Below are 23,459 nucleotides of genomic sequence, written 5' to 3' on the forward strand. Positions count from 1 at the left end.
CTCGCCAGTGATTCGGCCTGCAGGCGCTCGTAGATGTCGAACTCATCGTTCACCGGCACGCCCAACGCCTGCTCGAACGCTTCGCGGTTGGCATGTGCGGCATAGGCGCGCTGCTCTTCGCCACCCAGGTTCGACTGGAAGATGCCTGCGGCGCTGACCGGCAGGAAATCCTCGTAGACGATCGGGTCGGCCACCACCAGCCCCGCCGCGATCAGGGCTTCCGCCGGCAGGTCACCAATCCCGCCAGGCGCGGCGCGGCCGGCCTCGGTCAGCTGGTAGCGGAAGTAGCCCAGACCCTCGCGGCGCAGGGTGTCATGGTCGTCCGGGAACGCTGCGAACGCTGCCAGCAGGCGCTGGCCATAGTCGCCACCGGTACTGCCGGCACCTTCGCTGTTGCGCGCCTGCGCCAGCAGCTGGTCGTACAGCGCGCGCCCCTTCGGCGTCAGGGCCAGGCCACGCTGCTCGATCTCGCCGAACCGCGCGGTGTGGGTGCCGGCATCACCGCCCTGCTCATCGGGGAAATGCACGGCTTCTTCCAGCGCTTTGAAACTGGTCTGCCGCAGCAGGATCGGACAGGCGCGGCGCGGCGGACCTTCGATGACCGCCTTGGCGGCCATCCCCTGCTCGATCATCGCCGCCTGCGCGGCATCGATGTCCAGCGTGCGCGGGGTCAGGTGGTTGATGTGCGGGCCACGGAAGCTGACCACGTCGGCCACCAGCCGGTGTGCCTGGTGCAGCGCATGGTAGGTCGGCAGGTCGACGGTGGCGTCACCGTGCCAGCGGAAGGTCTCCAGCGCCTCCGCCACGAAGCGCTCGGCGTCGTGCTGCGACAGCCCGCCATCGCGCTCGGCCTGGTCGATCAGGGCCAGGGCGGCATCGGTGAAGATGCGGCGGCGGGCCAGGATCTGTGCCGACTGCGCACGCAGGACCTCGTCCTCGATCAGTTCCAGGCGCAGCAGCGAGGTGAACACGCGGAACGGATTCTGCGCCAGCGCCGCACCGGTGAGCGGGCGAAACGCGGTGGAATGCACCGGCACACCGGCCACCGACAGGTCGTAGTAGCCGACCGGAAACATGCCCATCACCGCGAACAGGCGGCGCAGGGTGGCCAGCTCCTGCACGGTGCCGACGCGGATCGCGCCGTGCCGCTCCTCGTCCAGCCGGCCGCGCTCATCGTTGCGCTGCAGCTGCGCAGCCAATGCAGGGTCCTGCGCCAGCACCTGCGCGTTGATCCGCTCCACCAGTTCCACCAGCGTGCCGTACAGCGGCACTTCGGTGCGGTACATGCGGGACATGGCCTGGGCGAACAGGCGGCGGATCACATCAGGCGAAACGAAAGAGGCGCTCATCAGTCACTCGATTACGGGAACGGGGAACAGCTCGGACCCGTATTGTCGCCGGAGCGCGGGGCCGGCGGCGATATGCAGAGCAGCATGGAGCGGACCGGCGCTACCGGTTGAGCTGGCGCTTCAGGGTGGCATCCAGGGTGATCGGCCGGTCCCAATGCTCATAGCTGGCCACGATGGCGTGGCGCACGGCGCGGTAGTGCAGGTTGTCCGGTGCCTTGGGCATCCGCTTCACCACGGCCTGCCAGCCGCCGGCCGGGTCACGGCTGAAGGCACGCACGCTGTCGCGGCAGGTCTGGCCGCTGGCCTTGGCCCAGAAGCAGGCGAAGTACAGATCACCCGCCTGCCAGCCGTGGGTGCTGAACAGCGCGCTGACATAGCCACGCGGCACATCGGCATAGCGCGAGACCTCGTCGAGGAAGGCATCGGGGTAGCGCTCGGCGTAGTGGTTGATGTCGCGCAGCTGGGCGTCGATCCAGCGGTCGCCGGTGTCCACCTCATAGGCCGCCGAGCGTTCGGCCGTCTGCTGTGCCAGCACGGTGGCCGGCGCCAGCAGCAGGAGCATCAGCAGCGTGAGCAGGCGAGCATTCATGCCCCGATTCTGCCGCAGCCGTCGCGCCCTGTCAGGCCGCGACGCTGGCCTTGGCTTCGATCGCGGCCAGTGCGGCCGGCCAGTCCCAGGCGGTATCGGCGCTGACCATGCGCGGCTCGTCGTCGGCCACGCCATGCTGGGTCTCATGCGCCCAGGTGACCGCATAGGGCGTATGGATGCCCCAGCCCCCCAGCGTGACCACCGGCTCGATGTCCGAGCGCAGCGAATTGCCGACCATCACGAAGCGCTCGATCGGCAGGTCGAACTCGGCCAGCACGCGGGCATAGGTTGCCGGGTCCTTCTCCGAGACGATCTCGATGCGCGGGAACAGTTCATGCAGCCGGGCAACGTTGATCTTCGCTTCCTGGTGGAACAGGTCGCCCTTGGTGATCAGCACCACCGGATAGTGCTCGGCGATGGCCGCCACCGATTCACGCACACCGTCGATCAGCTCGACCGGATGGCGCAGGGTGTCGTGGCCGATATCGAGGATGCGCTGGATGTCCCTGGCCTCGATGCGCTGGCCGGTGATGTCGATGGCCGCCTCGATCATCGACAGCGCCATGCCTTTCACGCCGTAACCGAACACACCCAGGTTGCGCTGCTGCACTTCCAGCAGGTGACGGGCGGTCTGGGTGTCGTGCACGTCGATGTAGCGCGACAGCAGGTCAAGGTAGTTCTGCTCGGCCTTGCGGTAGTAGTCCTCGCTCTTCCACAGCGTGTCGTCACCGTCAAAACCGACCAGGCCGATGGCGCGCGCGGGCGCAGGCGTGGAGGTGTTCATCGGACAAGGATACAGGCGCGGCGAGGGCGAAAAAAACCCGGGCGGCTGGCGCCGCCCGGGTACCCATGCACCGGTTGTCCCGAATCAACGGTGGATCAGCGGCCCTGTGCGGCGCCGCCGGCACCGGCCTGCTGGGCGGCCACATAGGCCTTGTACTCATCGGCGCTCAGCTCGCCGTCCTTGTTGGCATCGGCCTGGTCGAACACCTGGGCAAGCCCGGCGTTGACCTGTGCCTCGGACTTGCTGATGGTGCCGTTGCCGTCGGTATCGATGCTGGCCCAGGTCTGGCCGCCGCCGCTGGCCTGCGCCGACGCGGCCGCCGCTGCGTCAGTGGCCTGGTTCGCGGCCTGGCCTGCCTGCGCGGCGGCCTGCTGGGCCTGCGCTGCATCATTCTGCGCCTGTGCGGCCTGCTGCTGCGCGGTCTGTGCCATGGCCGGAATGGCCAGTACGCTGCCGGCGGCGACAATCAGGGCGATCAGGGGCTTGCGGTTGCGAATGGTCATCAGGGATGTCTCCTTGGGGTGGTGTTGCGCGGCCTGTTGTTTCCGCACGGCACCTACCCTGCCACCCCGTTTCTGAATCGATTTTGCGCCGCGACCGTCATCCACACGCGCGGTTAACCACTGCCCGGCGTGCATGCATTAGCGCGGTGGTTAGGGTGGAGTGATCGGCCCATAAGGCGAACATTCAACGCCCTTGGATTTAACCCGCAGGCAACGAAAAACCTGCGTCATTCGACGTTCTGGGACGATGACCGCGAACTGAACAACACCCATCCCAGCGCCACACCGGCGAGCGCTCCGGCAATCTCCAGCACCACGCGGCTGCCGAGTTCGTTCGGATCGTGGATGGTGGCCAGGAACAACCGCGCATACAGCGGCGACTCCAGCCGCACGATTCCCATGTAGAAGAGCTTCCATGCATCGATGCCGGCCGAGATCACCACGGCGATGACGCACGACCAGCCGATGGCATGGCCTACCGTCCAGTGCAGCAGGCGGCACAGCCGATGCCAGAGCAGGTACACCAGCAGGCCAACCAGCAATGCGATGGCGCCAGCTTCCAGGGTACCGAGCAGGCCGAAATGCAGGGGAAGATTCATCGGGTGCGCAGGAGGGGAAAGGCGGCCAGTGTACGACGGAGGGTCTCGGCGGCGCGGACCCGCCGGTGCTGCTATCGAACGGGCACGTCGTAGGCGGTCATCGGGTCCGGCTCGGGCTGCAGCGTGTAGTGCCACCACTCCTGCGCATAGTTGCTGAAGCCATGCCGGGCCATCGCCTGCAGCAGACGGGCACGGTGGGCCCGCTGTGCGTCATTGAGTCCCTCGGCCGCGGTGTGCGCCCGCGGACCGAAGAAATCGAAATCGGTGCCCATGTCCAGCGGCGTGCACGTGTCGCGCCGGCACGCCAGCAGGCCGACGTCCACGGTGGCGCCGCGACTGTGGCCCGAGCGCTCGGCGATGTAGCCTTCGCTCAACAGCTGCGGCTTTTCCAGATCCGGATACTGCAGTGACTTGCGTGACTGCTCCGCGGGGTCATGTGCCCAGGCCACGAACGCCTGCACCGCGCGCACCGGGCGATAGCAGTCGTAGATGCGCAGAGCGAAGCCCTGCGCGCGCAGATCCGCTTCGACCCGTGCCAGTGCGGTCGCGACCGGCGCCAGCAGATAACAGGCCGGCGCTTCATAGCCAGGCACGCGTGCGCCCGTGAAGTTGCCGGCGCCGGCATAGCGGATGTCCAGCTCGATTCCCGGCGACACCGTGCGGATCTCCACCAGCCCGGCCTGCGACGCATCGGTGGCCGACGATAGGCGCGGCGCCTCACTGGCGTGCGCGGGGCTCGCCAGTGCAGTCGCCAGTGCGAGTGAAATGCAGATCCTGGAAGTCATAGCTGAAGTCGATGTCCGGGTCGATCGCGCGCAGTTGCAGGGGCGGCACCGGGCCATCGCCGGGCTGCAGCCACGCCTGCGCGTCCTCACCCAGCGTATCCCAACGCAGCAGCCAACGCTGCTGCAGCTGCATCACCCGGGCCTGCAGGCGAGGCGATTTCTCCACGCGGAACCGCAGGCCGTCGGGGCCTGGGCACAGCCAGGCGGTTCCCAGCCACGGATCCGCATAGCGGCCCTGCCACTGCGGCAAGGCCGTGCCGGATACGGCGCGCGCACGTTCCGTCGAAGGCGCCACATGCCCCTGCGCACGCTTGGACGCCTGCGCGCGCTCCAGTTCATCGAGGTAGTCGGCGGCACGCCTGCGGTCCTGCGGCGCGGTGTACGCCTTCAGCATCGACTGCATCAGCGCCGTACGTGCCTGCTCGCCCTCGCCATTGATCAGGATCACCACGCCGATGCCACGGTCGGGCAGCAGGGCCAGCGACGAATACATGCCGGACAGGGTGCCGGTATGCGCCACCTTCCAGTGGCCATCGATGTCCGACAGGCGCCAGCCGTAGCCATAGCCATGGACGTGTGCGTTGTCCCAGCGCCGCTGCATGTCACCCAGCGGCATCGGCATGTGCAGCGTCCACAGCGCGCGCCGCTGTGGCGTGTCCAGCCAGTCCGGCACCAGGTCGGGATCCAGCAGCACCTGCATCCAGCGCGTCATGTCGCGCAGCGAGCAGCGGATGCCACCGGCCGCCATCGATGGCAGATCGGCGCTGATCTCACCGTCGGCGTTGACCACCGTCGTGCGGCCGTCGCGCCGCGCGTGCGGCTGGGCGACGTTGCCGACGTCACGCACCGACCAGCGACCGACCTGGCAACGGGCCATGCCCAGCGGCTCAAACACCTGCTCGCGCATCAGCTGGTCATAGGGCTTGCCCCCTGCGGCAGCAGCCACTTCACCGGCGACCACGTACATCAGGTTGTCGTAGGCATAGCCGCTGCGGAAGCTGATGACGGGTTTCAGATGCGCAAGCCCGGCGATGATGTCGGCGCGGGTGAAGGCATTGGGCTCGGGCCACAGCATCAGGTCACCGGCGCCCAGCCCCAGGCCACTGTTGTGGATCAGCAGATCACGCACCTGCATCTGCTGCCCCACCCAGGCGTCGTGCATGCGGAAGCCGGGCAGATGCCGCTGCACGGGGTCATCCCAGCGCAGCCGGCCCTGCTGCACCAGCCGTGCCAGCAGCGCGGCGGTCATCGCCTTGCTGTTGGAGGCGATCTTGAACAGCGTGTCCTCATCAATGCGACCGCCATCACCCCGCATGCCTTCGGCATGGCGGTACACCACCTGTCCCTGGTCCACCACCGCCACCGCCATCCCAGGCAGGTGCTCGCGTGCGACAACGGTGGCGATATCGGCATCGAAGCGCGCGGGCTCCGCCAGCGCAGCAGGCGAGGCGGCAAGTGCAGCAAGGACGATCAGCTGAAGCACAGGCCCGCTCCCTTGTGTCATTGCCCGCGCCGCCCCTTCGAGCGGCGCGGGCACACCGTCAGTAGCTCCAGGTCACCGTCAGCTGCGCATAGCGCGGCGACTGGAAGCCGGTGCCATAACGATACAGCGGGTTCGGCGTACCGATGCTGTCCTGCGGTTCGTAGTCCTGGTCCACCGTCACCACGCGCTGCTGGTTCAGTACGTTGTACACCGCCAGCTTCAGGCGCAGGTCGGTGGGGATCGGCACCTTGTACGACACGCTGACGTCGAGGTCGTAGGTCCACGGCGTGCGGCCATCGCCACCGCGCGGGGAATGCACGAACACGCGCTCGGACGGCACACTCGCCTGGCAGTTGGAGACGCACACGTAATAGCTGTGGAAGTCGGTGTCGTCGAACGGATTGCCGGCGCCGAAGCGGGTGATCGGGCTGCCCGACTGCACGCCCAGCGTCGCCGCCACGCTCAGGTTCTCGGTCAACGCATAGCTGCCACGGAACTTGAACTGATGCCGCCGGTCATTGGCCAGGTAGCCATAGCCGCCGTAGTTCACCCAGGGGTTGTCGAAGTTCTCGGTACGACCGGCATCGGCGAAGTCGGTATCGGAGTTGACCGGGCCTTCGGCGTTGCCACGGCCGTAGGCCAGCGTATAGGACGCATTGAAGCCCCACTTGCCATCCCAGGCGCGATCGACCTGCAGCTCCAGCGCCTTGTAGTCGCGCTTGGGCTTCACCCAGCCGCGCTGGCCAACATAGTTGCCGTCATCGTCATACAGCGCCCAGCCTTCCTTCGACGTATCGATGCTGATCCAGCCATCGTTGCTGCCGTCGCAGTTGGTATCGCCCCAGACGGTATTGCTGCGCCCGGGATTGCCCATGATCCAGACGCTGTCGATGGCACCGCACTGGCCGGTGGCGGTGATGTTCATGTCATCGATCGCGTTGTGCAGGCGCCGATAGGTCACGCTGGCACCGACCGACCAGGCTTCGTTGATCATCTGCTGGAAGCCGAGGATCGCCTCGTCCTGGTAGACCGGGTCCATGTCCCGGTTCACTTCGGCACGCAGGTCCGGCACGCTGCCATCACCCTGCGAATTGTCGACCGGCCCGATCTGCGCCCCCAGGTTCGGCACGTTGTTGGCGGCACCGCTATAGCCGAGGAATTCGTACCAGGTGCGTTCGTCCAGGAAGCCACCGGCCTGCTTGATGTTGATGACGTTGGCCACCGGCAGGAAGTAACGGCCAAGGTTGCCGAACACCTTGGTGGTGCCATCACCGCGCACGTCCCACGCGAAGCCCAGGCGCGGGGCCAGCATGTCGTCGATCTTGATGTAGCTGCTGCCGTCGCCGCCCTTGTTGTCGAAGGCTTCCAGGCGCAGGCCCATGTTCAGCAGCAGGTTCGGGGTGACCTGCCAGTTGTCTTCCAGGTAATACGCCGAGTTGATGGTTTCAAACGAGCCATCCACTTCATACCGGCGGGTGCGCGCGACCAGGCCACTGGCCGGCACGATGCCCCCATTGAGCGAGCTGCCCGGCGTGCGGTAGTAGATGTCGTAGCGGAAACCACCCGGACCGGGATAGGCGCGGCTGTAGTCGGAGGTGTTCTCTTCGCGGTCCAGGCCGAAGCGCAGCAGATGGTCGCCCAGGGTCCACTCGAAGTCGGCGCGTGCGGCCTTGCGCGTATCCAGTGCCGATTCCAGCAGCGAGCTGCTGGTGCAGCTGCGGTCGCCCTGCAGCTGCGAGGGCACGCCCTGGCTGGCGGTACGGTTGTCGAACACGCGGTTGCAGTTTTCGTCCATCAACGAGCTCTGCGCGCGGTTGCGCTTGTTCTCGCCATACATCAGCTTCATGGTCAGGTCGTTGTTGACCTGCCAGCTGTAGGTGCCCGACCAGTTCCTGCCGCCCACGGTGTTGTAGATCTGGTTGCTGCGCTCGCCTACCGTCTGGCCACTGGCATAGTCGTAGTTGTAGACATCGGTAAGCGTCTTGCTCTTGTCCGAGAAGCCGAACAGCGACAGCATCTGGTTGTCGGTGATCTGCCAGTCGATCTTGCCGCCCCAGAACGGGTCATCGGCCTTGCCCTGGCTCAGGCGCGTACCAGCGTCGTTGGTCGAGGTTGGCCGATAGTCGCGGGCCTCGTACATGCCGAAGAAGAACAGCCGGTCCTGGACCAGGGCACCGGAGGCGAACACGTTGAGCGCACTGCGGCTGTAGTCGTCGCGGCTGGCGGTGATGTAACGGCTGCCTTGGCCGTCATAGCGGTCGCGGGCCTGCGACTGCCACGCGCGGGGTTCGAACACCAGCTCGGCACCGGCCTTGAAGTCGTTGCTGCCCGAGCGGGTGACGGCGTTGATGACGCCACCGGTGCTGCGCCCGAACTCCACCGAATAGCCTCCGGTCTTGACCTGGAACTCCTGGTAGAAGGAGAACGGTACTGACGAGAAGCCCACCCGGTTGTAGAAGTCGGTGACGTTCAGTCCATTGATGTACACGGTGTTCTCGGCCACTGACGAGCCGCCGAACGAAATGCCCTGCCCGCCCAGCGAGCCCTTGCCCTTCACTGCGCCCGGCGCCAGCAGCGCGACGGCGGTGATGTCACGGTCCACCGGCAGGCGCGACAGCTCCTCGCGGGTGATGTTGGTGGCCGATTCGGTGGACTTCACATCCACCATCGATACCACCTGCGGCGCGCGCACCTCCACCGTTCCCAGGGTACTGACCGCACCCAGCGGCACATTGACGGTGGTTGCGCTGCCCAGGCCGACGGTGACCTGGCCGACGCGGCTGGCACCGCCGCCGGGCAGGCTCACCTCCATCTCATAGGTGCCCACCGGCAGCAGCGGAATGCGATAGCTGCCGTTGGCATCGGCCTGTACCGAGCGGACGAAGCCGGTGGCCGGATTGCGCACCGTGACCGTGGCGCCGGCGGGAACCTGGCCGGCATCGCTGACCAGCCGGCCGGCGACGGAGCCATCCTGCGCGAAGGCGCCGGGCGCGATCACGCCCAGACAGGTACCCAGGGCGACGCACAGCGCCGCCCGCTTGATGTTGTATGCCTTCATCCCCTGCTCTCTCCTGCAAGAATTGAATGGTGCCGATGGTGGTGTGTCGCGCTAGCGTTGCCCGGCGGGCAGTACCTGCCACTGGAAGTCGTAGCTCCATTGGTCGAAGTACAGGTTGCCGCCTGCCCACTCGGCCTCGCCGCGCTGCGAGTCGACCGTTTCCGAGCGGAAATGCTGTTTGGCCGGCACGAACGGCTGGCCGAAATCGTCGTTGAAGGCGATGCGGTAGCCGTCGAGGCCACCCAGGTAGAAATCGCGCAGCGCAGGTACATCGCTGGCCAGTGCACCGGTGGTCACATCCATCGGCAGCCAGCCATACGGCGCCAGATAGACCTGTCCCCAGTCATGCAGGTTGTTGTAGCCGCTGCCATCGTCGGAGAACACCATGCCCGACTGCCAGCGCGCGGGAATGCCGTTCATGCGCAGCAGCGCGATCAGCAGCAGCGTCTGCTGGCCGCAGTCGGCATGGCCGGCACGCAGCGCGTAGTCGCTGATGTTGCTGAGGGTGGAATACTCGCGTGCGCCGGCCCATGGGATGCGATCGACCGCCGCGAACAGCCTGCGCACGATCTCGTAGGGGCGTGTTTCGCCCTGCAGCACCTGGTCGGAAAACAGTTTCAATGCCGGCGTGAAACGCACATGCGGCAAGTGTTCGCTCAGGTAAGGCTGCAGCGCGGCGTCGGCCGGTGTCGGCTGCACCCGGGCCGGATCGATTGCCGTGTGGCGGGCGAACAGGGTGACGGCATAACGGATCTCGAAGCGCGTGGGCTGCCCGGCGACGGCCTTCGCTTCCAGATAGGCGGTGCGCTGCAGGGTACTGGCGGGTGCCACGCGTGCTTTGTCCGGTGTACTGCCAAGCCATTGCACGCGCTCCTGCTGGCCCGGAATCTCGCGCGGATAGGGAATCCAGGCGCGAACGGTTTCGCCCGCCGGGACCGCATCGGCCTTGACCGTGAGCGACTGCGTGAACGCGATGCGCTGCGGCAGCACCGAGCCCTGGCCGCTTTGACCGGCAGCAGCAACGACACGTGCGTGGTGCGCGTTGAGCACTTCATTCGGGCCCGGAGACGGCATCGGTGCATCGGCACGGCGGCGTGCACGCGCTTCATCGCTGAGCAGGAACAGGTTTGAGGGCGCGCGCTTGAAGTACGCGCGCCTGCCATCGATATCGAGGTGCTCGATCAGCCCCAGCTGGTCCCAGCGCGCGAACTCCTCGTCGGTCAGATCCGGAATCCAGCGACGCACCGCCGCTTTGGCCGCCGCTTCGTCGAGGGAAAAATCCAGGCGGATGCGGCGCATGCGCTCGCGCTGGAATGCGTCTTCGGCAGCATCGTGCCCGGTCGCCAGCAGCGCCTGGGCGTCGCTGAAGCGCCCGCTGTCGATCAGGTCGATCACCTGCAGCTGCCGGCTGTCGCGCGCGTCTGCCGCGTGCGTGGCCGACGCCCACAGCAGCAGCGCGGCACACAGGCCGGCGGCGGCAGGCAGACGCGGTTTGCGAACGGCAGGATCCACAGCGACACTTCCCAAGCGCGGGTGGTAACGGCTGTGTAACACGGGCCGGAGGACCGGTCAATAATTTATTCTTGCTTTCGCAGGCGAAAGGAATAAATATTCCTTAAGGCATTCGAGGAGGGTGTGCTGCGCATGATCCTGGCTTCCCGCGAACCGCGCCGGCAGTGGCCGCGCCGGTTGACCCTGGCCCTGTGCCTGTTCGCCGCACCGGCCTTCGTGCAGGCTGCCGCGCCCGATCCGGGCGCGCCGCTGCCGTATGTGATCGGTCTGCACGAGGCTTACCTGACCCCGGACTACTGGGCCGCCCGGCTGGACGATGCCGATGCGCCGATCCTCGACCGCGCACAGATCCAGGCGCAGAACGCACGGATGCGCGCAGAGGATGCCCATATCCAGGACATCGCCGCCCTGCCCGCCCAGCTGGATGCGGCACAGGTACGCAGCAGCATCACGGCGCTGTCGAGCTGGCCCACGCGTACGCTCTACAACGCCAAGGGGCAGGCGATCGCACCGGCAGTGCGCAAGGCCATCGAAGCCAACCTCGGCTTGGATGCGATTCCCGCACAGGTGGCGCCCGACTACGGGCTGGTGGTGAAGCGTGCCGCACTGCGCACCTTCCCGACCCGCGAGCGGGTCTTCAGCACGGTGGGCGATACCGATATCGATCGCTTCCAGGAATCGGCGCTGTTCCCCGGTGACAAGGTCGCCGTGGTCCATCGCAGCAGCGATGGCCGCTGGTTGTTCGTGCACAGCGAGCGTTACAGCGCATGGATCGAAACGGACGCCGTGGCCACCGGCGACAAGACCAGCGTGCTCGGCTATGGCAGCGCCGGCCCGTACCGCATCGTCACCGGCGCCACCGCGCACACCGTCTACACGCCGGAAGAGCCGCGCGTCTCGCGCCTGCAGCTGGACATGGGCGTGCGCCTGCCGGTGCTGGCCGACTGGCCTGCGGCCACGCCGGTCAACGGCCAGCAGGCCCACGCCTCATGGGTGGTGCAGCTGCCCGTGCGCGAGGCCGATGGACGACTGAAGCTGGTTCCGGCACTGCTGCCGCGCTCGCAGGACACGGCCGCCGATTACCTGCCGCTGACCCCTCGCCGGCTGTTGCAGCAGGCGTTCAAGTTCCTGGGTGAGCGCTATGGCTGGGGCCATGACTACGATACCCGCGACTGCAGCGGCTTCGTTTCGGAAATCTACCGCAGCTTCGGCGTGCTGCTGCCGCGCAATACCAGCGCCCAGGCGATCAGCCCGGCACTGGATCGCCTGCCGTTCACCAGCAGGGATGGCAAGGCCGCGCGCGAACGTGCCGTCACCGGCCTGCAGGTCGGTGATCTGGTCTACATCCCCGGCCATGTGATGATGGCCATCGGCCACGTCGACGGCCGCACCTGGGTCATCCACGATACGGCCGGCGGCAGCTGGTTCGGCGCCGACGGCACGCGTGTGCAGGCCCATCTCAATGGTGTTTCGGTCACGCCGCTGGAGCCGATGATGGCCAGCGACACGGTCCGCTACATCGACCGCATCACCAACATCCAGCGCCTGCGGGCCAAGACCCCTGAATGAAGATCACCGCCATTGAACTGGGCATGCTGCGCGTGCCGCTGAAGACCCCCTTCAAGACCGCCCTGCGCACCGTGGAAACCGTGGAGGACGTGGTGGTGCTGGTCCGCACCGACAGCGGCCACACCGGGTACGGCGAGGCGCCGGCCACCGCGGTGATCACCGGTGATACGCATGGCTCGATCATCGAAGCGATCCGCCACTTCATCGCTCCACGCCTGATCGGGCAGGACGTTGCCAACCTCAACCGCCTGTGCGGGCTGGTGCAGACGTCGATGGAGCGCAATACCAGCGCCAAGGCCGCAGTGGAGATCGCCCTGTACGACCTGTGGGCGCAGCTGCATGGTGCGCCGCTGTACCAGATGCTCGGCGGCGGCGACCCGGTCATCACCACCGACATCACCATCAGCGTGGACTACATCGACAAGATGGTGGCCGATTCGCTGTCGGCGATCGAGCGTGGCTTCGAGTCGCTGAAGATCAAGGTCGGCAAGGACATCGGCCTGGACATCGAGCGGGTCAAGGCGATCCACGCGGCGGTTGAAGGCCGCGCCCTGCTGCGCCTGGACGCCAACCAGGGCTGGACCGCCAAGCAGGCGGTGCACGCGATGCGCACGCTGGAGGATGCCGGCGTGGTGCTGGAGCTGCTGGAGCAGCCGGTGAAGGCCGCCGACATCAGTGGCCTGAAGTACGTGACCGACCGGGTCAACACGCCGGTCATGGCCGATGAGAGCGTGTTCAGTCCCAGCCAGGTGATGGACCTGATCCAGCAGCGCGCGGCGGACATCATCAACATCAAGCTGATGAAGACCGGTGGCCTGTCCAATGCCATCCGCATCGCCGACATCGCCGGCATCTACGGCGTGCCGTGCATGATCGGCTGCATGATCGAATCGAGCATCAGCGTGGCCGCGGCCGTGCACCTGGCCGTGGCCAGGAGTGATGTGATCACCAAGGTCGACCTGGACGGCCCTTCGCTGGGCCAGTTCGACCCGGTCAGCGGCGGGGTCAACTTCAACGAGTCGGAGATCACCATCAGCGATGCGCCGGGGCTGGGAATCACCGAGGTGCGCGGGCTGGAGATGATCACGCCGCCGCGCTGGTAGGCCGCTGCACGGGCGCTACCGCCGACCGTTGATCCCGCTTACCCTTCCTGCAACCGGACCCACGCTGAGCCCCATGCCACCCCTGGTGAAAATCCGCTCCGAGCGCGGGCAGATGTCGGCCATCGAACGCCGCATCGCCGACTTCATCCTCGACAACGCGCACCTGCTGCGCGACTACTCGTCGCAGCAGCTGGCCAGCGCGCTGGGCATCAGCCAGTCCAGCGTGGTGAAGTTCAGCCAGAAGCTGGGCTTCAAGGGTTACCCGGACCTGAAGTACTCGATCGGCCAGGACGTGGCGCGCGCCGGCCACGATCCGCAGGCACGCCCGCCGTCGCCGAGCGCCGATGACTACGCCGACATCGCCGGGCGCCTGCGCCTGAGCCGGGCAGCCGCCGAGGAAGAGACCAGCCTGGCCAATGCGCAGGCTGATGTGGAGGCCATCGTGCGACTGCTCGACAGGGCGCCCAAAGTGTTCGTGTACGGCCTTGGCGATGACGGCCTGTACGCGCGCGAGTTCGCCATGCGACTGTCGCTGCTGGGCATGCTGACCGTGCACCATGCCGATCCGATCCTGATGATGGCCAACCTGTCAGCGGCGCGGGCCGGTGATGCCATGCTGGTGTTCTCCGAGTTCGGCAAGCTGCCGCAGCTGTTCCAGCTGTCGCGGCAGTTCCAGGACGTGGGCGGGAAGGTGGTGTCGATCACCCGCCACACCGCCAACCCACTGCGCGCACATGCCGACCAGTCACTGGTGGTCTGCGCCCATGACCCCGAACCGCACGTGGCGCAGCTGCTGTACCGTGCTTCACTGCAGTCCCTGCTCGACTTCGTCTTCGTGCTTTTGTGCCATGCCAACCCGGACCGCCACCGCCAGCTCGGGGTGAACCTGGAACGGATCGAACACCTGATCGACGCCTGATCGACCCCTGGTTCACTGGAGTCCACGATGCTGCCGCTGCTGCGTACCGCCCTCGCTGTCACCGCTCTGGCCACCGCGCTGCCGGCCGGCGCGCTCACCCCGCTGCCGCCGATGGCGCGCAGTCTGCAGGCCATCGTGGTGGTCACCGACAGCTGGGATGCCACCCAGGGCCGGCTGCAGGCCTATGAGCGCAGGAGCAGCGACGACACGTGGCGCCCGCACGGCCCGGCCTTCACCGTGGCCGTGGGGCGTGAGGGCAGCGCGTGGGGCGTGGGCCGTGAGTCGCTGCACAACCAGGGGCCGCAGAAGACGGAAGGCGACGGGCGCAGTCCGGCCGGCGTCTTCGATATCGGCCCCGCGTTCGGCTACGCGCCGACGATCGCCAGCGCGATGCCGTATCTGCCGATGACGGCCAGCCACTACTGCATGGATGTACCCGCCTCGCGCTACTACAACCGCATCGTCGATGCGGCGGACGTAGGTACCGCCGCAGTAGAAGGCTCCACCGAACCGATGCGGCTGGACCTGCACAACAAGGGCGATGTGCGCTACCGCGAGGGCTTCGTGATCGAGCACAACAGCAGCCGCAGGCCGGGCAAGGGCAGTTGCATCTTCGCCCACCTCTGGCGCAAACCGGGCGAGGCCACGGCCGGCTGTACGGCAATGGAGCCGCGCCACATGACGGCCCTGCTGGCCTGGCTGAAGCCGGACACGCGCGCGGTCTTCGTCCTGCTGCCCAAGACGGAGTACGACAACCTGCAGGGGCCGTGGCAGCTGCCGGCCCTGACCGGAGCGTTGCGTTGAGCGCCCAGGACGAACCGCAGCTGCAGCGCGCGGTCAGCCGCTGGCAGATCGTCGGCCTGTCGATCAACGACGTGATCGGCAGCGGCATCTATCTGCTGCCGGCGGCCACCGTCGCCCTGCTGGGCCCCTTCAGCCTGTGGGGCGTGGTCGCCGCCGGCATCGTGGTGGCCCTGCTGGTGCTGTGCTACGCGCAGGCCGCCAGTTACTTCGATGAACCCGGCGGCAGCTATCTGTATGCCCGCGAAGCCTTTGGCCGCTTCGCCGGCTTCGAGATCGGCTGGATGATCTGGCTGACCCGTATCAGCTCGGCGGCCGCACTCAGCAATGCGCTGGCCGATGCGGTCGCGCGCTTCTGGCCCTGGGCCGGGGCCGGCACGGGTCGCCTTGCCGTGATCGTGCTGTCGCTGGGTTTCCTGACCGGCGTGAACATCATCGGCGTGCGCTCGGCGGCCCGCACCGGCATCGTGCTGGTGATCGGCAAGATGCTGCCGCTGCTGCTGTTCGTGGCCATCGGCGCGTTCTACATCGATCCGCAGCTGGCGTTCTCCGGCCAGCGCCCGGACCCGCACGACCTGCAGCGCATGGGTGAGGCCGCATTGTTGCTGCTGTATGCCTACGCTGGTTTCGAGAACATCCCGGCGGCAGCCGGCGAGTACCGCAATCCCCGTCGCGACATTCCATTCGCGTTGATCACCATGATCATCACCGTCACCGTCATCTACGGCGCGGTGCAGGTGGTGGCGCAGGGCACCCTGGCCGGGCTTGCGTCGTCGCCGACACCGCTGGCCGATGCCGCAGCCGGATTCGGCGGTGAGGCACTGGCGTTGATCCTGACCGTCGGTGCGACCATCTCCATCCTCGGCACCAACAGCAATACGATGATGATGGGCCCGCGCTTCCTGTTCGCGCTTGCCCGCGATGGCTACGGGCCGAAGATCCTCGCGCAGGTCCATCCGCGCTTCCGCACACCGGCTGCCGCGATCTTCTGCCAGGGGCTGATCGCCCTCGGCCTGGCGCTGTCCGGTTCGTTCGTGCAGTTGGCGCTGCTGTCGATGACCACGCGACTGTTCGCCTATATCGGAACCGCGGCGGCCGTGCTGGTGCTGGCCAAGCGCTACGCCGACCGGCCGGGCGCACTGAAGCTGCCGGGCGGGCCGCTGATTCCGGTCCTGGCCCTGCTGCTCTGCCTGGCCCTGTTCGCCAGTGCCAGCTGGCAGAACATCGCCGCCGCACTGGTCGCCTTCGCCATCGGCGCAGTGATCTACAAACTGCCGCGCAAGGACGTAGGCGCCTGATGATCGGCGGCGACGGCGCGGATGGAGGACACCTCCCCTTCACGCGAGCGGACCGGACCGTTAACCGCCATGGCGGCATGATCGAAGCTCATCCACCACGGAGCCCGATCGATGAGCCCCGAGTACCAGATCCCCGGCCGCGTGCCGGATGACAGCGCACCGCGCCAGGCCGTTTCCGACTTCTGGCGCGAGCGTTACACCGCTGAACCCTATTACGACAACCAGCTGTTCTTCGAGGACTACGAGCCGGCCTATCGCATCGGCCACGCTGCCCGTGCGCAGGACATGATCCGCGCGTACGAAGAGGTGGAAGCCGAACTCGAGTCGCGCTGGGCGAGCGAGCGCGGCAAGAGCCGGCTGGAGTGGGCGCAGGCCCGCAACGCCGTCCGCCGCGGCTGGGAAGAAGCGGTCAACCTGGACCAGCGCCTGGACCGGGGCGTACCGCGCGGCACCTGAGGGCACGCCCCGCTGCGGCCGGGCCATGCCCGGCTGTCCTTCGGCACTGCGGCAGAGCCGGGCTGGTCCCGGCTCTGCGCAATCCGGGGGTCAGTCGTGTTCCGGCAGCGGCGGCACGGCCTGACCGCGTGCATTGCCGCCGTTGGCGGCGATCAGGTCGCGGGTGTTCTTCTGCACCGCGACCGCGCCGAACAGCGCAAGTGCGAAGGCCATGGCGTAGAAGCCCTTCTCGCTCAACAGCAACGTGGCATTCCACAGGCCCACCAGCAACAGCAGCAGCGCCGACAGCGGGGCGAACCAGCACAGCGCGTAGTACAGGCCGCTGACCGGGATGCCCTCCACGCGGTCGCGCACGCTCTTCTGCAGCGATACCGCCGCGAACAGGCCATAAAGCAGCAGCGCCAGGTAGTAGCCCTTCTCGTTCAGGGCCATTTCGGCGTTGAACAGGCCGATCAGATAAGCCACCGCGCCAAGCAGCAGCGCCACCCACGAAGCGGCGACGAAGGCGGGAGATGGCTTGTGGGTCGGAACAGTGTGCGTTGCAGATCCTTGGCAGACAGACGGGCATGCATTGCCCGGGCGTGCCCACCCTAGACGATCCGCCCCACGTCGCACAGGGGGTAGCAGGACCTTCGGGCCACGACGGTCACACCCGCAGTGGTATACAAGGGAACGCTTGGCCATCCGCATCCCCGCCCTGGAGATTCCCATGACCCGCACGCCCCTGCTGCTTGCCCTCGGCCTGGCGCCGATTCTCGCCACCACTGCCTGCAACGCCGCCGATCCTGCATCCGCTACTGCCGGTACTGCCGCCACCGCTGCTGCACCGGCTGCGGCTGCGGCCGCAACCGACCAGCGGCCGTTCACCGCCACGGAAGTCAGCCGTTTCGATCAACCGTGGGCAATGACCTTCCTGCCCGATGGCAGTCTGCTGGTCACCGAAAAGCGCGGCAAGCTGCAGCACCTGGACGTGGCCAGCGGCCAGAAGCATGAGATCACCGGCGTACCGAAGGTCGCCTATGGTGGCCAGGGCGGCTTCGGCGACGTCATCCTGCACCCGGACTTTGCCCGCAACCAGGTGATCTACCTCAGCTATGCCGAGGAAGGCACGCTGGATACCCGCGGCGCCGCGGTGGCCCGCGCCACGCTCGCCCTGGACGCCGACGGCGGTGGCCAGCTCAAGGATCTGAAGGTGATCTGGCGACAGACACCGAAGGTCAGCGGACAGGGCCACTACGGCCATCGCCTGGTGTTCGGTCCGGACGGCAAGCTCTGGATCAGCTCCAGCGAACGGCAGAAGTTCGACCCCGCGCAGGACATGGGCGGCAACCTCGGCAAGATCATCCGCCTCAACGACGATGGCAGCCTGCCGGCGGACAATCCGTTCGCGTCACAGGGCGGCGTGGCTGCACAGGTGTGGTCGCTCGGCCATCGCAACATCCTGGGCATGGCCTTCGATGCCAACGGCAAGCTGTGGGCGCATGAGATGGGGCCGGCGGGCGGAGACGAACTGAACCTGATCGTGCGGGGCGCCAACTACGGCTACCCGGTGGTCTCCAACGGCGACCACTACGACGGCCGGCCGATTCCCGACCACGACACGCGCCCGGAGTTCGCCGCGCCGAAGGTGACCTGGACGCCGGTCATCTCGCCTGCGGGCTTCGTCATCTACAGCGGCACCCTGTTCCCGCAGTGGAAGGGCAGCGGCTTCATCGGCGGCCTGTCCTCCACATCACTGGTGCGCGTAGCCTTCGAGGGCGACAACGCGCGCGAGGCGGAACGTTTCAACATGGGTGAGCGCATCCGTGAAGTGGAACAGGGGCCCGATGGCGCGCTGTGGCTGCTTGAAGATGGCAGCAAGGCGCGCCTGCTCAAGCTCACGCCGAAGACCTGATCAGGTAACGCAGGGTGGCGGGCCAGAGCCCGTCACCCCGCACGCTCACTGGATGGTGATGACCTTCACTTCGGTCCGGGTGCAGGCCGCATCAAGGCACTGGCCGCTCAACCACACCTGGCCATCGCCGATCATCACGCCCTGCTGGTTGACGAACACCTTGCCGAAATCCTGTGCGGACACCGCCTTGACCACGGCCGGCGTGATGATCTTCTCGTAGCTGCGCTGGAATTCGCCCGGTCCGGCGATCGTCTTTCCGCCGCTGATGTTCAACGGGAAACGTATTTGCTCGACGACCGCCGCGCGATCACCGCCGACCACCGCCGTTCTGAAGGCATCGAAGACCTTCTCGTACTGCGCCGCATCACCGAGCAGTGTCTCGATGCGCGCGCGCGCATCTTCGGTCTGTTCGCTCGCGGGTGCCGCAGGTGCTGCCGGTGCTGCCTGCACGGGTTCGGCCGGCGGTGCGGCAGCGGGCGTTGCCTCCGGTGCGGTCGGCGGCGCCGGCTGTGCACAGGCTGCCAGCAGCAGCGCGGGGGCAAGGAAAGCACTCTTGCGCATGGTCGGGCTCCATCGGATCACGAACCCCGATGGTAGCGCCGGGTCAGGCCCGGCGTGTTTGCCATGGGTGACGACGCCGGGCATGGCCCGGCGCTACCGTTCCCGTTCAGCCCTTCAGCAGTTCGAACTGCACCGGCTCGCCAGCCGCTGACGACGCGCACACCCACAGCTCGAACAGGCCCGGCTCGGCACGCAGCACGCCATCGCGGCCGGTGAACGCCAACTGCTCGCGATGCAGGGTGAACACCACATCGGTGGATTCGCCCGGCTGCAGTGCGATCTTGCGGAAGTCCTTCAGCTCGCGCACCGGCCGCACGCGGCTGGCCACGCGGTCATGGATGTACAGCTGCACCACTTCCTCGCCGGCCACGGTACCGGTGTTGGTCAGCGTGGTGGTGATGGTCAGGGTGTCGTCCCAGCCCAGCTGTGCCGTGCTGAGCTGCGGCACGCCATAGGCGAAGGTGGTGTAGCCGATGCCATGACCGAACGGATACAGCGGCTCGTTGGGAATCTCGCGCCAGCGTGCCTTGAACTCCGACATCGTCGGCAGTTCGGGGCGGCCGGTACGCGGATGGTTGTAGAAGTACGGTTGCTGGCCGGACACCTGCGGGAAGCTGACCGGCAGGCGGCCGGACGGGCTGTAGTCGCCGAACAGCACATCGGCCACCGCATGACCGGTCTGCGTGCCCAGGTACCAGGTGACCGCCACGGCCTGCGCATTGCGCACCGCACCTTGCAGGGCCAGCGCGCGGCCATTGCGCAGCAGCACCACCAGCGGCTTGCCGGTCATTGCCACCGCCTCGGCCAGTGCCTGCTGCGCCGGCGGCAGGGTGATCTCCACGCGCGACTGCGCTTCGCCGCTGTAGCGCTGAGGCTCGCCCAGCGCCAACACCACCACGTCGGCACGCAGCGCAGCCGCCACGGCGGCTTCGGTGCCCCCCGGGATCGCGGTTTCCAGATCGCAACCGGGCACGATCTCCAGCAGCGACGCGTCACCGATGGCGGCACGCACACCGGTTTCCAGGTCCACATAACGCTGCTTGTCGCCGAACAGGGTCCAGCAGCCTTCGATGTTTTCGCGGTCCTGCACGAACGGGCCGATCAGCGCGATCTTCTGCCCGGTCTTCTGCAGCGGCAGCACGTTGTCACGGTTGTTCAGCAGCACGATCGAACGGCGCGCGGCATCGCGCGAGAGCTCATCATGTGCGGCGATGTGCGAGTCGTCCGCTTCGCGGGCCGGGTCCAGCGACCGGTACGGGTCGTCGAACAGGCCGATGGTTTCCTTCAGCCACAGGATGCGGCGCACGCCCTCATCCAGCACCGCCATCGGCACCTCGCCGCTTTCCACCAGGCCTGGCAGGTGCTCGGCATAGAAGCCGCTCTGCATGCTCAGGTCCAGGCCTGCGGTGAAGGCCTTGGCGGTGGCGTCGCGGTCATCGGCGGCGTAGCCGTGCGCCACCAGTTCCATGTCGGCGGTGTAATCGGAGATCACCACACCCGGGAACTTCCACTCGCCACGCAGGATGTCGGTGAGCAGTTCTGCATTGGCGCTGGCCGGCACGCCGTTGATGTCGTTGAACGAGGACATCACCGTGATCGCACCGGCATCAAAGGCCGCCTTGAACGGCGGCAGGTGCACGTCGCGCAGGGTCTGCGGCGAGATGTCCACCATGTTGTATTCCATGCCGGCCATCACCGCGCCATAGGCGGCGAAATGCTTGGGCGTGGCCAGCAGCGAATCGGCGGCACGCAGGTCGCTGCCCTGGAAGCCGCGCACACGGGCGGCGGCGAAGGCACAGCCCAGCACCACGTCCTCGCCTGCGCCTTCGGCGCCACGGCCCCAGCGCTGGTCGCGGGCGATGTCCACGGCAGGCGCATAGGTCCAGTGCAGGCCGGCGGCGGTGGCCTCGACCGCAGTGGCGCGGGCGGTGCGCTCGGCCAGGTCCGGCTCGAAGCTGGCGGCCTCGCCCAGCGGGATCGGGAACACGGTGCGCATGCCGTGGATGACGTCGGCAGCGAGGATGACCGGGATGCCCAGCCGGCTCTCCTCGGTCGCGACCTGCTGGATGCGGCGGCCCAGTTCGGCCCCCACCCCGTTGAACAGCGAGCCGACCTTGCCCTCGCGCACCTGCTGCAGCACCTGGTCGGCATTGCGCACGTTGGCTTCCGGGTTCACGTCCGGGGCGAACGGGCGGACCATGTCCGCGAAAACACCCAGCTGGCCGACCTTTTCCTCGACGGTCATCTGGGCAATGAGGGATTCGATGCGTTCGGAGGCCACCGGCAGTCCTTGATGAAAACGTTTACAAGCCCGGCATTCTAGCGATCCCGGGCCATTTGGCGAGAGGTTTCGGCATTCAGTTTCATCCACCAGCGGGGTCCGTACGGTCCCGCGGGCGGCACGGCAGCTTACTCCGAGCGGGCCGACTGGCGCTGCCCGGCCATCAACATGGCGTCGCTGGACGCCTGGAACACCCTCAGGCCGAAGGCCGGCAGGATCGCCAGCAGATGGTCGAAAATGTCCGACTGCACGGCCTCGTACTCCGCCCAGGCGGTAGTGCGGGTGAAGCAGTACAGCTCCAGTGGCAGGCCCTCGGTGGTCGGTTGCAGCTGTCGCACCAGCAGGGTCATGTCGGTGTGGATACCCGGGTGGCTGCGCAGGTAGCGCTCCACATAGGCCCGGAACGTGCCCAGATTGGTCACCCGGCGGCTGTTCACGTCCGCCACGCCCTGCTCGCGCAGGCGGCCGTTCCACTGCCCCAGCTCCTGCTCCTTGTCGCGCAGGTAGTCGCGCAGCAGGGCGAACTCACCGAGGAAGGCCAGGTCGCCCTCGTCCAGGAAGCCGACGCTGTGCTGGTCCAGATACAGCGCGCGCTTGATGCGGCGGCCACCGGCCTCCTGCATGCCGCGCCAGTTCTTGAACGACTCGGTCACCAGCTTCTTGGTCGGGATGGTGGTGATGGTCTTGTCGAAGTTCTGCACGGTGATGGTGTGCAGGGCGATGTCGATGACGTCACCATCGGCGTTCTGGCTCGGCATCTCGATCCAGTCGCCGATGCGCACGCGGCCATCGCCACTGATCTGCACGCTGGCCACCAGCGAGAGGATGGTGTCCTGGAAGATCAGCATCAGCACGGCCGTGGCCGCACCCAGGCCGGTCACCAGCGGGCCCAGCGCCACGCCCAGCAGGGTGGAGATGATCGCCAGGCCAGCCGCCACGAAGATCACGATCTTGACCACCTGCAGGTAGCCCTTGATCGGCTTGTTGCGCGCATCCGGCTTGCGCTCGTACAGGCTGTTGGCCGCATCCAGCGCATGCGAGAACGCCAGCGAGACGGTCAGCACCGCCCACACGATGCACAGCTTGACGATGACGCTGACCAGCCCGGGCGGCAGATCGGGAATGAGGGTGATGCCAGAGGCGATCACCTGGCTGGGCACCACGTTGGACAACCGCGAGATGACCCGCATCAGATGGCTGCCACGCCCGGATTCGGCACCGGGCAGGCGCTGCAGCAGACGGCGCAGGCCGCGCACCAGGATGCGCTTGGTCACCCAGTTGGCCAGGCCCGCCGCGAGCAGCAGGGCCGAAATCATCAACGCCAGGTAGGCGCCGGGATAGGGTTCCAGTGTGTTCTGCAGCCGCTCCATCCACTGTACCGCCACCACCGCATCCACCATCAGTCGTCTCCTGTTTCAGTCATTTCGCATGAAGAAGTTGCCGGCCGCCGGCCGACGCTGCTGTTTCAGCCGCGTTCGCGCTCGATGATCACGCCGACCGCGCGCGCGCCGCGCACCGCTCCCGGCTTGCTCAGCTTCAGCCGCAGCCAGCGCACATCGAACTCGTCGAGCACGATCTGCGCGCAACGTTCGGCCAGGGTCTCGACCAGGCCGAACTCCGATTCGCGCACGAACTGCTCCAGCCGCTTGCTGACCGCCTTGTAGTTGAGGGTATGGGCGATATCGTCTGTCGCTGCCGGGCGCCGGTTGTCGAAACCCATCTCCAGGTCGAACACCAGGTCCTGCCGGATCCGCCGTTCCCAATCGTAGATGCCGATCAGGGCGTCGATCGTCAGCCCCTCGATGAAAACCTTGTCCATTGCGGTTACCAGCGGGAAAACAGACGGTCATGGTAACGGCACGGAACCACCACTGCCTGAAACGACCGGATCCCGGCACGTCCGCCGCTACGGTCG

General features: G+C 67.1%; 20 protein-coding genes and 1 pseudogene. 7 read left to right on the top strand and 14 right to left on the bottom strand.

Annotated features, from left to right (window positions below; genetic code table 11):
* From N5J29_RS15990 to N5J29_RS16030, 9 genes are all read right to left on the bottom strand, one after another.
* Positions 1 to 1,349: VOC family protein (locus N5J29_RS15990; RefSeq protein WP_279924478.1), on the bottom strand; the 1,349-nt coding region annotated here is incomplete at its 3' end.
* A gap of 100 nt (positions 1,350 to 1,449) precedes the next feature.
* Positions 1,450 to 1,938, bottom strand: a complete 489-nt coding sequence (locus N5J29_RS15995; protein WP_053519656.1) for a hypothetical protein — start codon at positions 1,936 to 1,938, stop codon at positions 1,450 to 1,452.
* A 31-nt stretch (positions 1,939 to 1,969) separates the two neighbouring features.
* Positions 1,970 to 2,722, bottom strand: a complete 753-nt coding sequence (locus N5J29_RS16000) for an HAD family hydrolase (protein ID WP_164151061.1) — start codon at positions 2,720 to 2,722, stop codon at positions 1,970 to 1,972.
* A 95-nt stretch (positions 2,723 to 2,817) separates the two neighbouring features.
* On the bottom strand, positions 2,818 to 3,225 hold the full coding sequence (locus N5J29_RS16005) for an EF-hand domain-containing protein (protein ID WP_065175425.1): 408 nt from the start codon (positions 3,223 to 3,225) through the stop codon (positions 2,818 to 2,820).
* A 227-nt stretch (positions 3,226 to 3,452) separates the two neighbouring features.
* Positions 3,453 to 3,824, bottom strand: coding sequence for a hypothetical protein (locus tag N5J29_RS16010; RefSeq protein ID WP_065182560.1), 372 nt, complete (start codon positions 3,822 to 3,824; stop codon positions 3,453 to 3,455).
* Between the two features lie 71 nt (positions 3,825 to 3,895).
* Positions 3,896 to 4,609 carry a M15 family metallopeptidase gene (locus N5J29_RS16015; protein WP_053519652.1) on the bottom strand — a complete coding sequence of 238 codons (714 nt, stop codon included), beginning with the start codon at positions 4,607 to 4,609 and terminating at the stop codon, positions 3,896 to 3,898.
* Positions 4,542 to 6,092, bottom strand: coding sequence for a serine hydrolase domain-containing protein (locus tag N5J29_RS16020; RefSeq protein WP_164151063.1), 1,551 nt, complete (start codon positions 6,090 to 6,092; stop codon positions 4,542 to 4,544). The genes N5J29_RS16015 and N5J29_RS16020 overlap by 68 nt, the downstream gene beginning before the upstream one ends.
* Positions 6,093 to 6,150: 58 nt before the next feature.
* Positions 6,151 to 9,150, bottom strand: coding sequence for a TonB-dependent receptor (locus tag N5J29_RS16025; RefSeq protein ID WP_111186633.1), 3,000 nt, complete (start codon positions 9,148 to 9,150; stop codon positions 6,151 to 6,153).
* Between the two features lie 51 nt (positions 9,151 to 9,201).
* Entirely contained in the window at positions 9,202 to 10,662 is a 1,461-nt protein-coding gene (locus tag N5J29_RS16030) for a transglutaminase-like domain-containing protein (protein WP_065175429.1), read from the bottom strand.
* A gap of 132 nt (positions 10,663 to 10,794) precedes the next feature.
* Here N5J29_RS16030 and N5J29_RS16035 point away from each other — a divergent pair, with 132 nt between their 5' ends.
* The 6 genes from N5J29_RS16035 to N5J29_RS16060 all read left to right on the top strand — a co-directional run bounded on the left by N5J29_RS16035 (position 10,795) and on the right by N5J29_RS16060 (position 16,808).
* Positions 10,795 to 12,231, top strand: coding sequence for an SH3 domain-containing protein (locus N5J29_RS16035; RefSeq protein WP_111186651.1), 1,437 nt, complete (start codon positions 10,795 to 10,797; stop codon positions 12,229 to 12,231).
* A complete protein-coding gene (locus tag N5J29_RS16040) occupies positions 12,228 to 13,334 on the top strand; it encodes a dipeptide epimerase (protein ID WP_065182564.1) in 1,107 nt (368 codons plus the stop codon). Before N5J29_RS16035 ends, N5J29_RS16040 begins: the two co-directional genes overlap by 4 nt.
* A gap of 73 nt (positions 13,335 to 13,407) precedes the next feature.
* Positions 13,408 to 14,253 (top strand): MurR/RpiR family transcriptional regulator, encoded by an 846-nt coding sequence (locus N5J29_RS16045; protein ID WP_164151064.1) that lies wholly within the window; start codon positions 13,408 to 13,410, stop codon positions 14,251 to 14,253.
* Between the two features lie 27 nt (positions 14,254 to 14,280).
* The gene (locus tag N5J29_RS16050; protein ID WP_053519646.1) at positions 14,281 to 15,057 is read left to right on the top strand and encodes a L,D-transpeptidase family protein; all 777 of its coding nucleotides are present in this window, start codon (positions 14,281 to 14,283) and stop codon (positions 15,055 to 15,057) included.
* A complete protein-coding gene (locus N5J29_RS16055) occupies positions 15,054 to 16,352 on the top strand; it encodes an amino acid permease (protein ID WP_164151066.1) in 1,299 nt (432 codons plus the stop codon). Before N5J29_RS16050 ends, N5J29_RS16055 begins: the two co-directional genes overlap by 4 nt.
* A 111-nt stretch (positions 16,353 to 16,463) precedes the next feature.
* Entirely contained in the window at positions 16,464 to 16,808 is a 345-nt protein-coding gene (locus N5J29_RS16060; RefSeq protein ID WP_053519473.1) for a hypothetical protein, read from the top strand.
* Positions 16,809 to 16,898: 90 nt separating this feature from the next.
* On the opposite strand, the pseudogene yiaA reads toward N5J29_RS16060, so the two are convergent.
* A pseudogene (gene yiaA, locus N5J29_RS16065) lies at positions 16,899 to 17,330 on the bottom strand (inner membrane protein YiaA); the annotation flags it as partial.
* Positions 17,331 to 17,517: 187 nt separating this feature from the next.
* Here yiaA and N5J29_RS16070 point away from each other — a divergent pair.
* On the top strand, positions 17,518 to 18,702 hold the full coding sequence (locus tag N5J29_RS16070) for a PQQ-dependent sugar dehydrogenase (protein ID WP_164151070.1): 1,185 nt from the start codon (positions 17,518 to 17,520) through the stop codon (positions 18,700 to 18,702).
* A gap of 45 nt (positions 18,703 to 18,747) precedes the next feature.
* Here the strand turns inward: N5J29_RS16070 and N5J29_RS16075 are convergent, their stop codons facing one another.
* The 4 genes from N5J29_RS16075 to folB form a co-directional block, all read right to left on the bottom strand.
* Positions 18,748 to 19,263 (bottom strand): hypothetical protein, encoded by a 516-nt coding sequence (locus tag N5J29_RS16075; protein ID WP_164151071.1) that lies wholly within the window; start codon positions 19,261 to 19,263, stop codon positions 18,748 to 18,750.
* Between the two features lie 106 nt (positions 19,264 to 19,369).
* Complete coding sequence (locus tag N5J29_RS16080) at positions 19,370 to 21,544, bottom strand: glycoside hydrolase family 3 N-terminal domain-containing protein (RefSeq protein WP_111186641.1); 2,175 nt, start codon at positions 21,542 to 21,544, stop codon at positions 19,370 to 19,372.
* A gap of 128 nt (positions 21,545 to 21,672) precedes the next feature.
* Positions 21,673 to 22,944, bottom strand: coding sequence for a mechanosensitive ion channel domain-containing protein (locus tag N5J29_RS16085; protein WP_065175436.1), 1,272 nt, complete (start codon positions 22,942 to 22,944; stop codon positions 21,673 to 21,675).
* A gap of 65 nt (positions 22,945 to 23,009) precedes the next feature.
* Entirely contained in the window at positions 23,010 to 23,363 is a 354-nt protein-coding gene (gene folB, locus N5J29_RS16090) for a dihydroneopterin aldolase (RefSeq protein ID WP_053519479.1), read from the bottom strand.
* Between the last annotated feature and the right edge of the window lie 96 nt (positions 23,364 to 23,459).

Origin of the sequence: Stenotrophomonas sp. GD03680, assembly GCF_029844625.1 — a bacterium.
In the GTDB taxonomy this organism is placed as follows: Bacteria; Pseudomonadota; Gammaproteobacteria; order Xanthomonadales; family Xanthomonadaceae; genus Stenotrophomonas; species Stenotrophomonas maltophilia_P.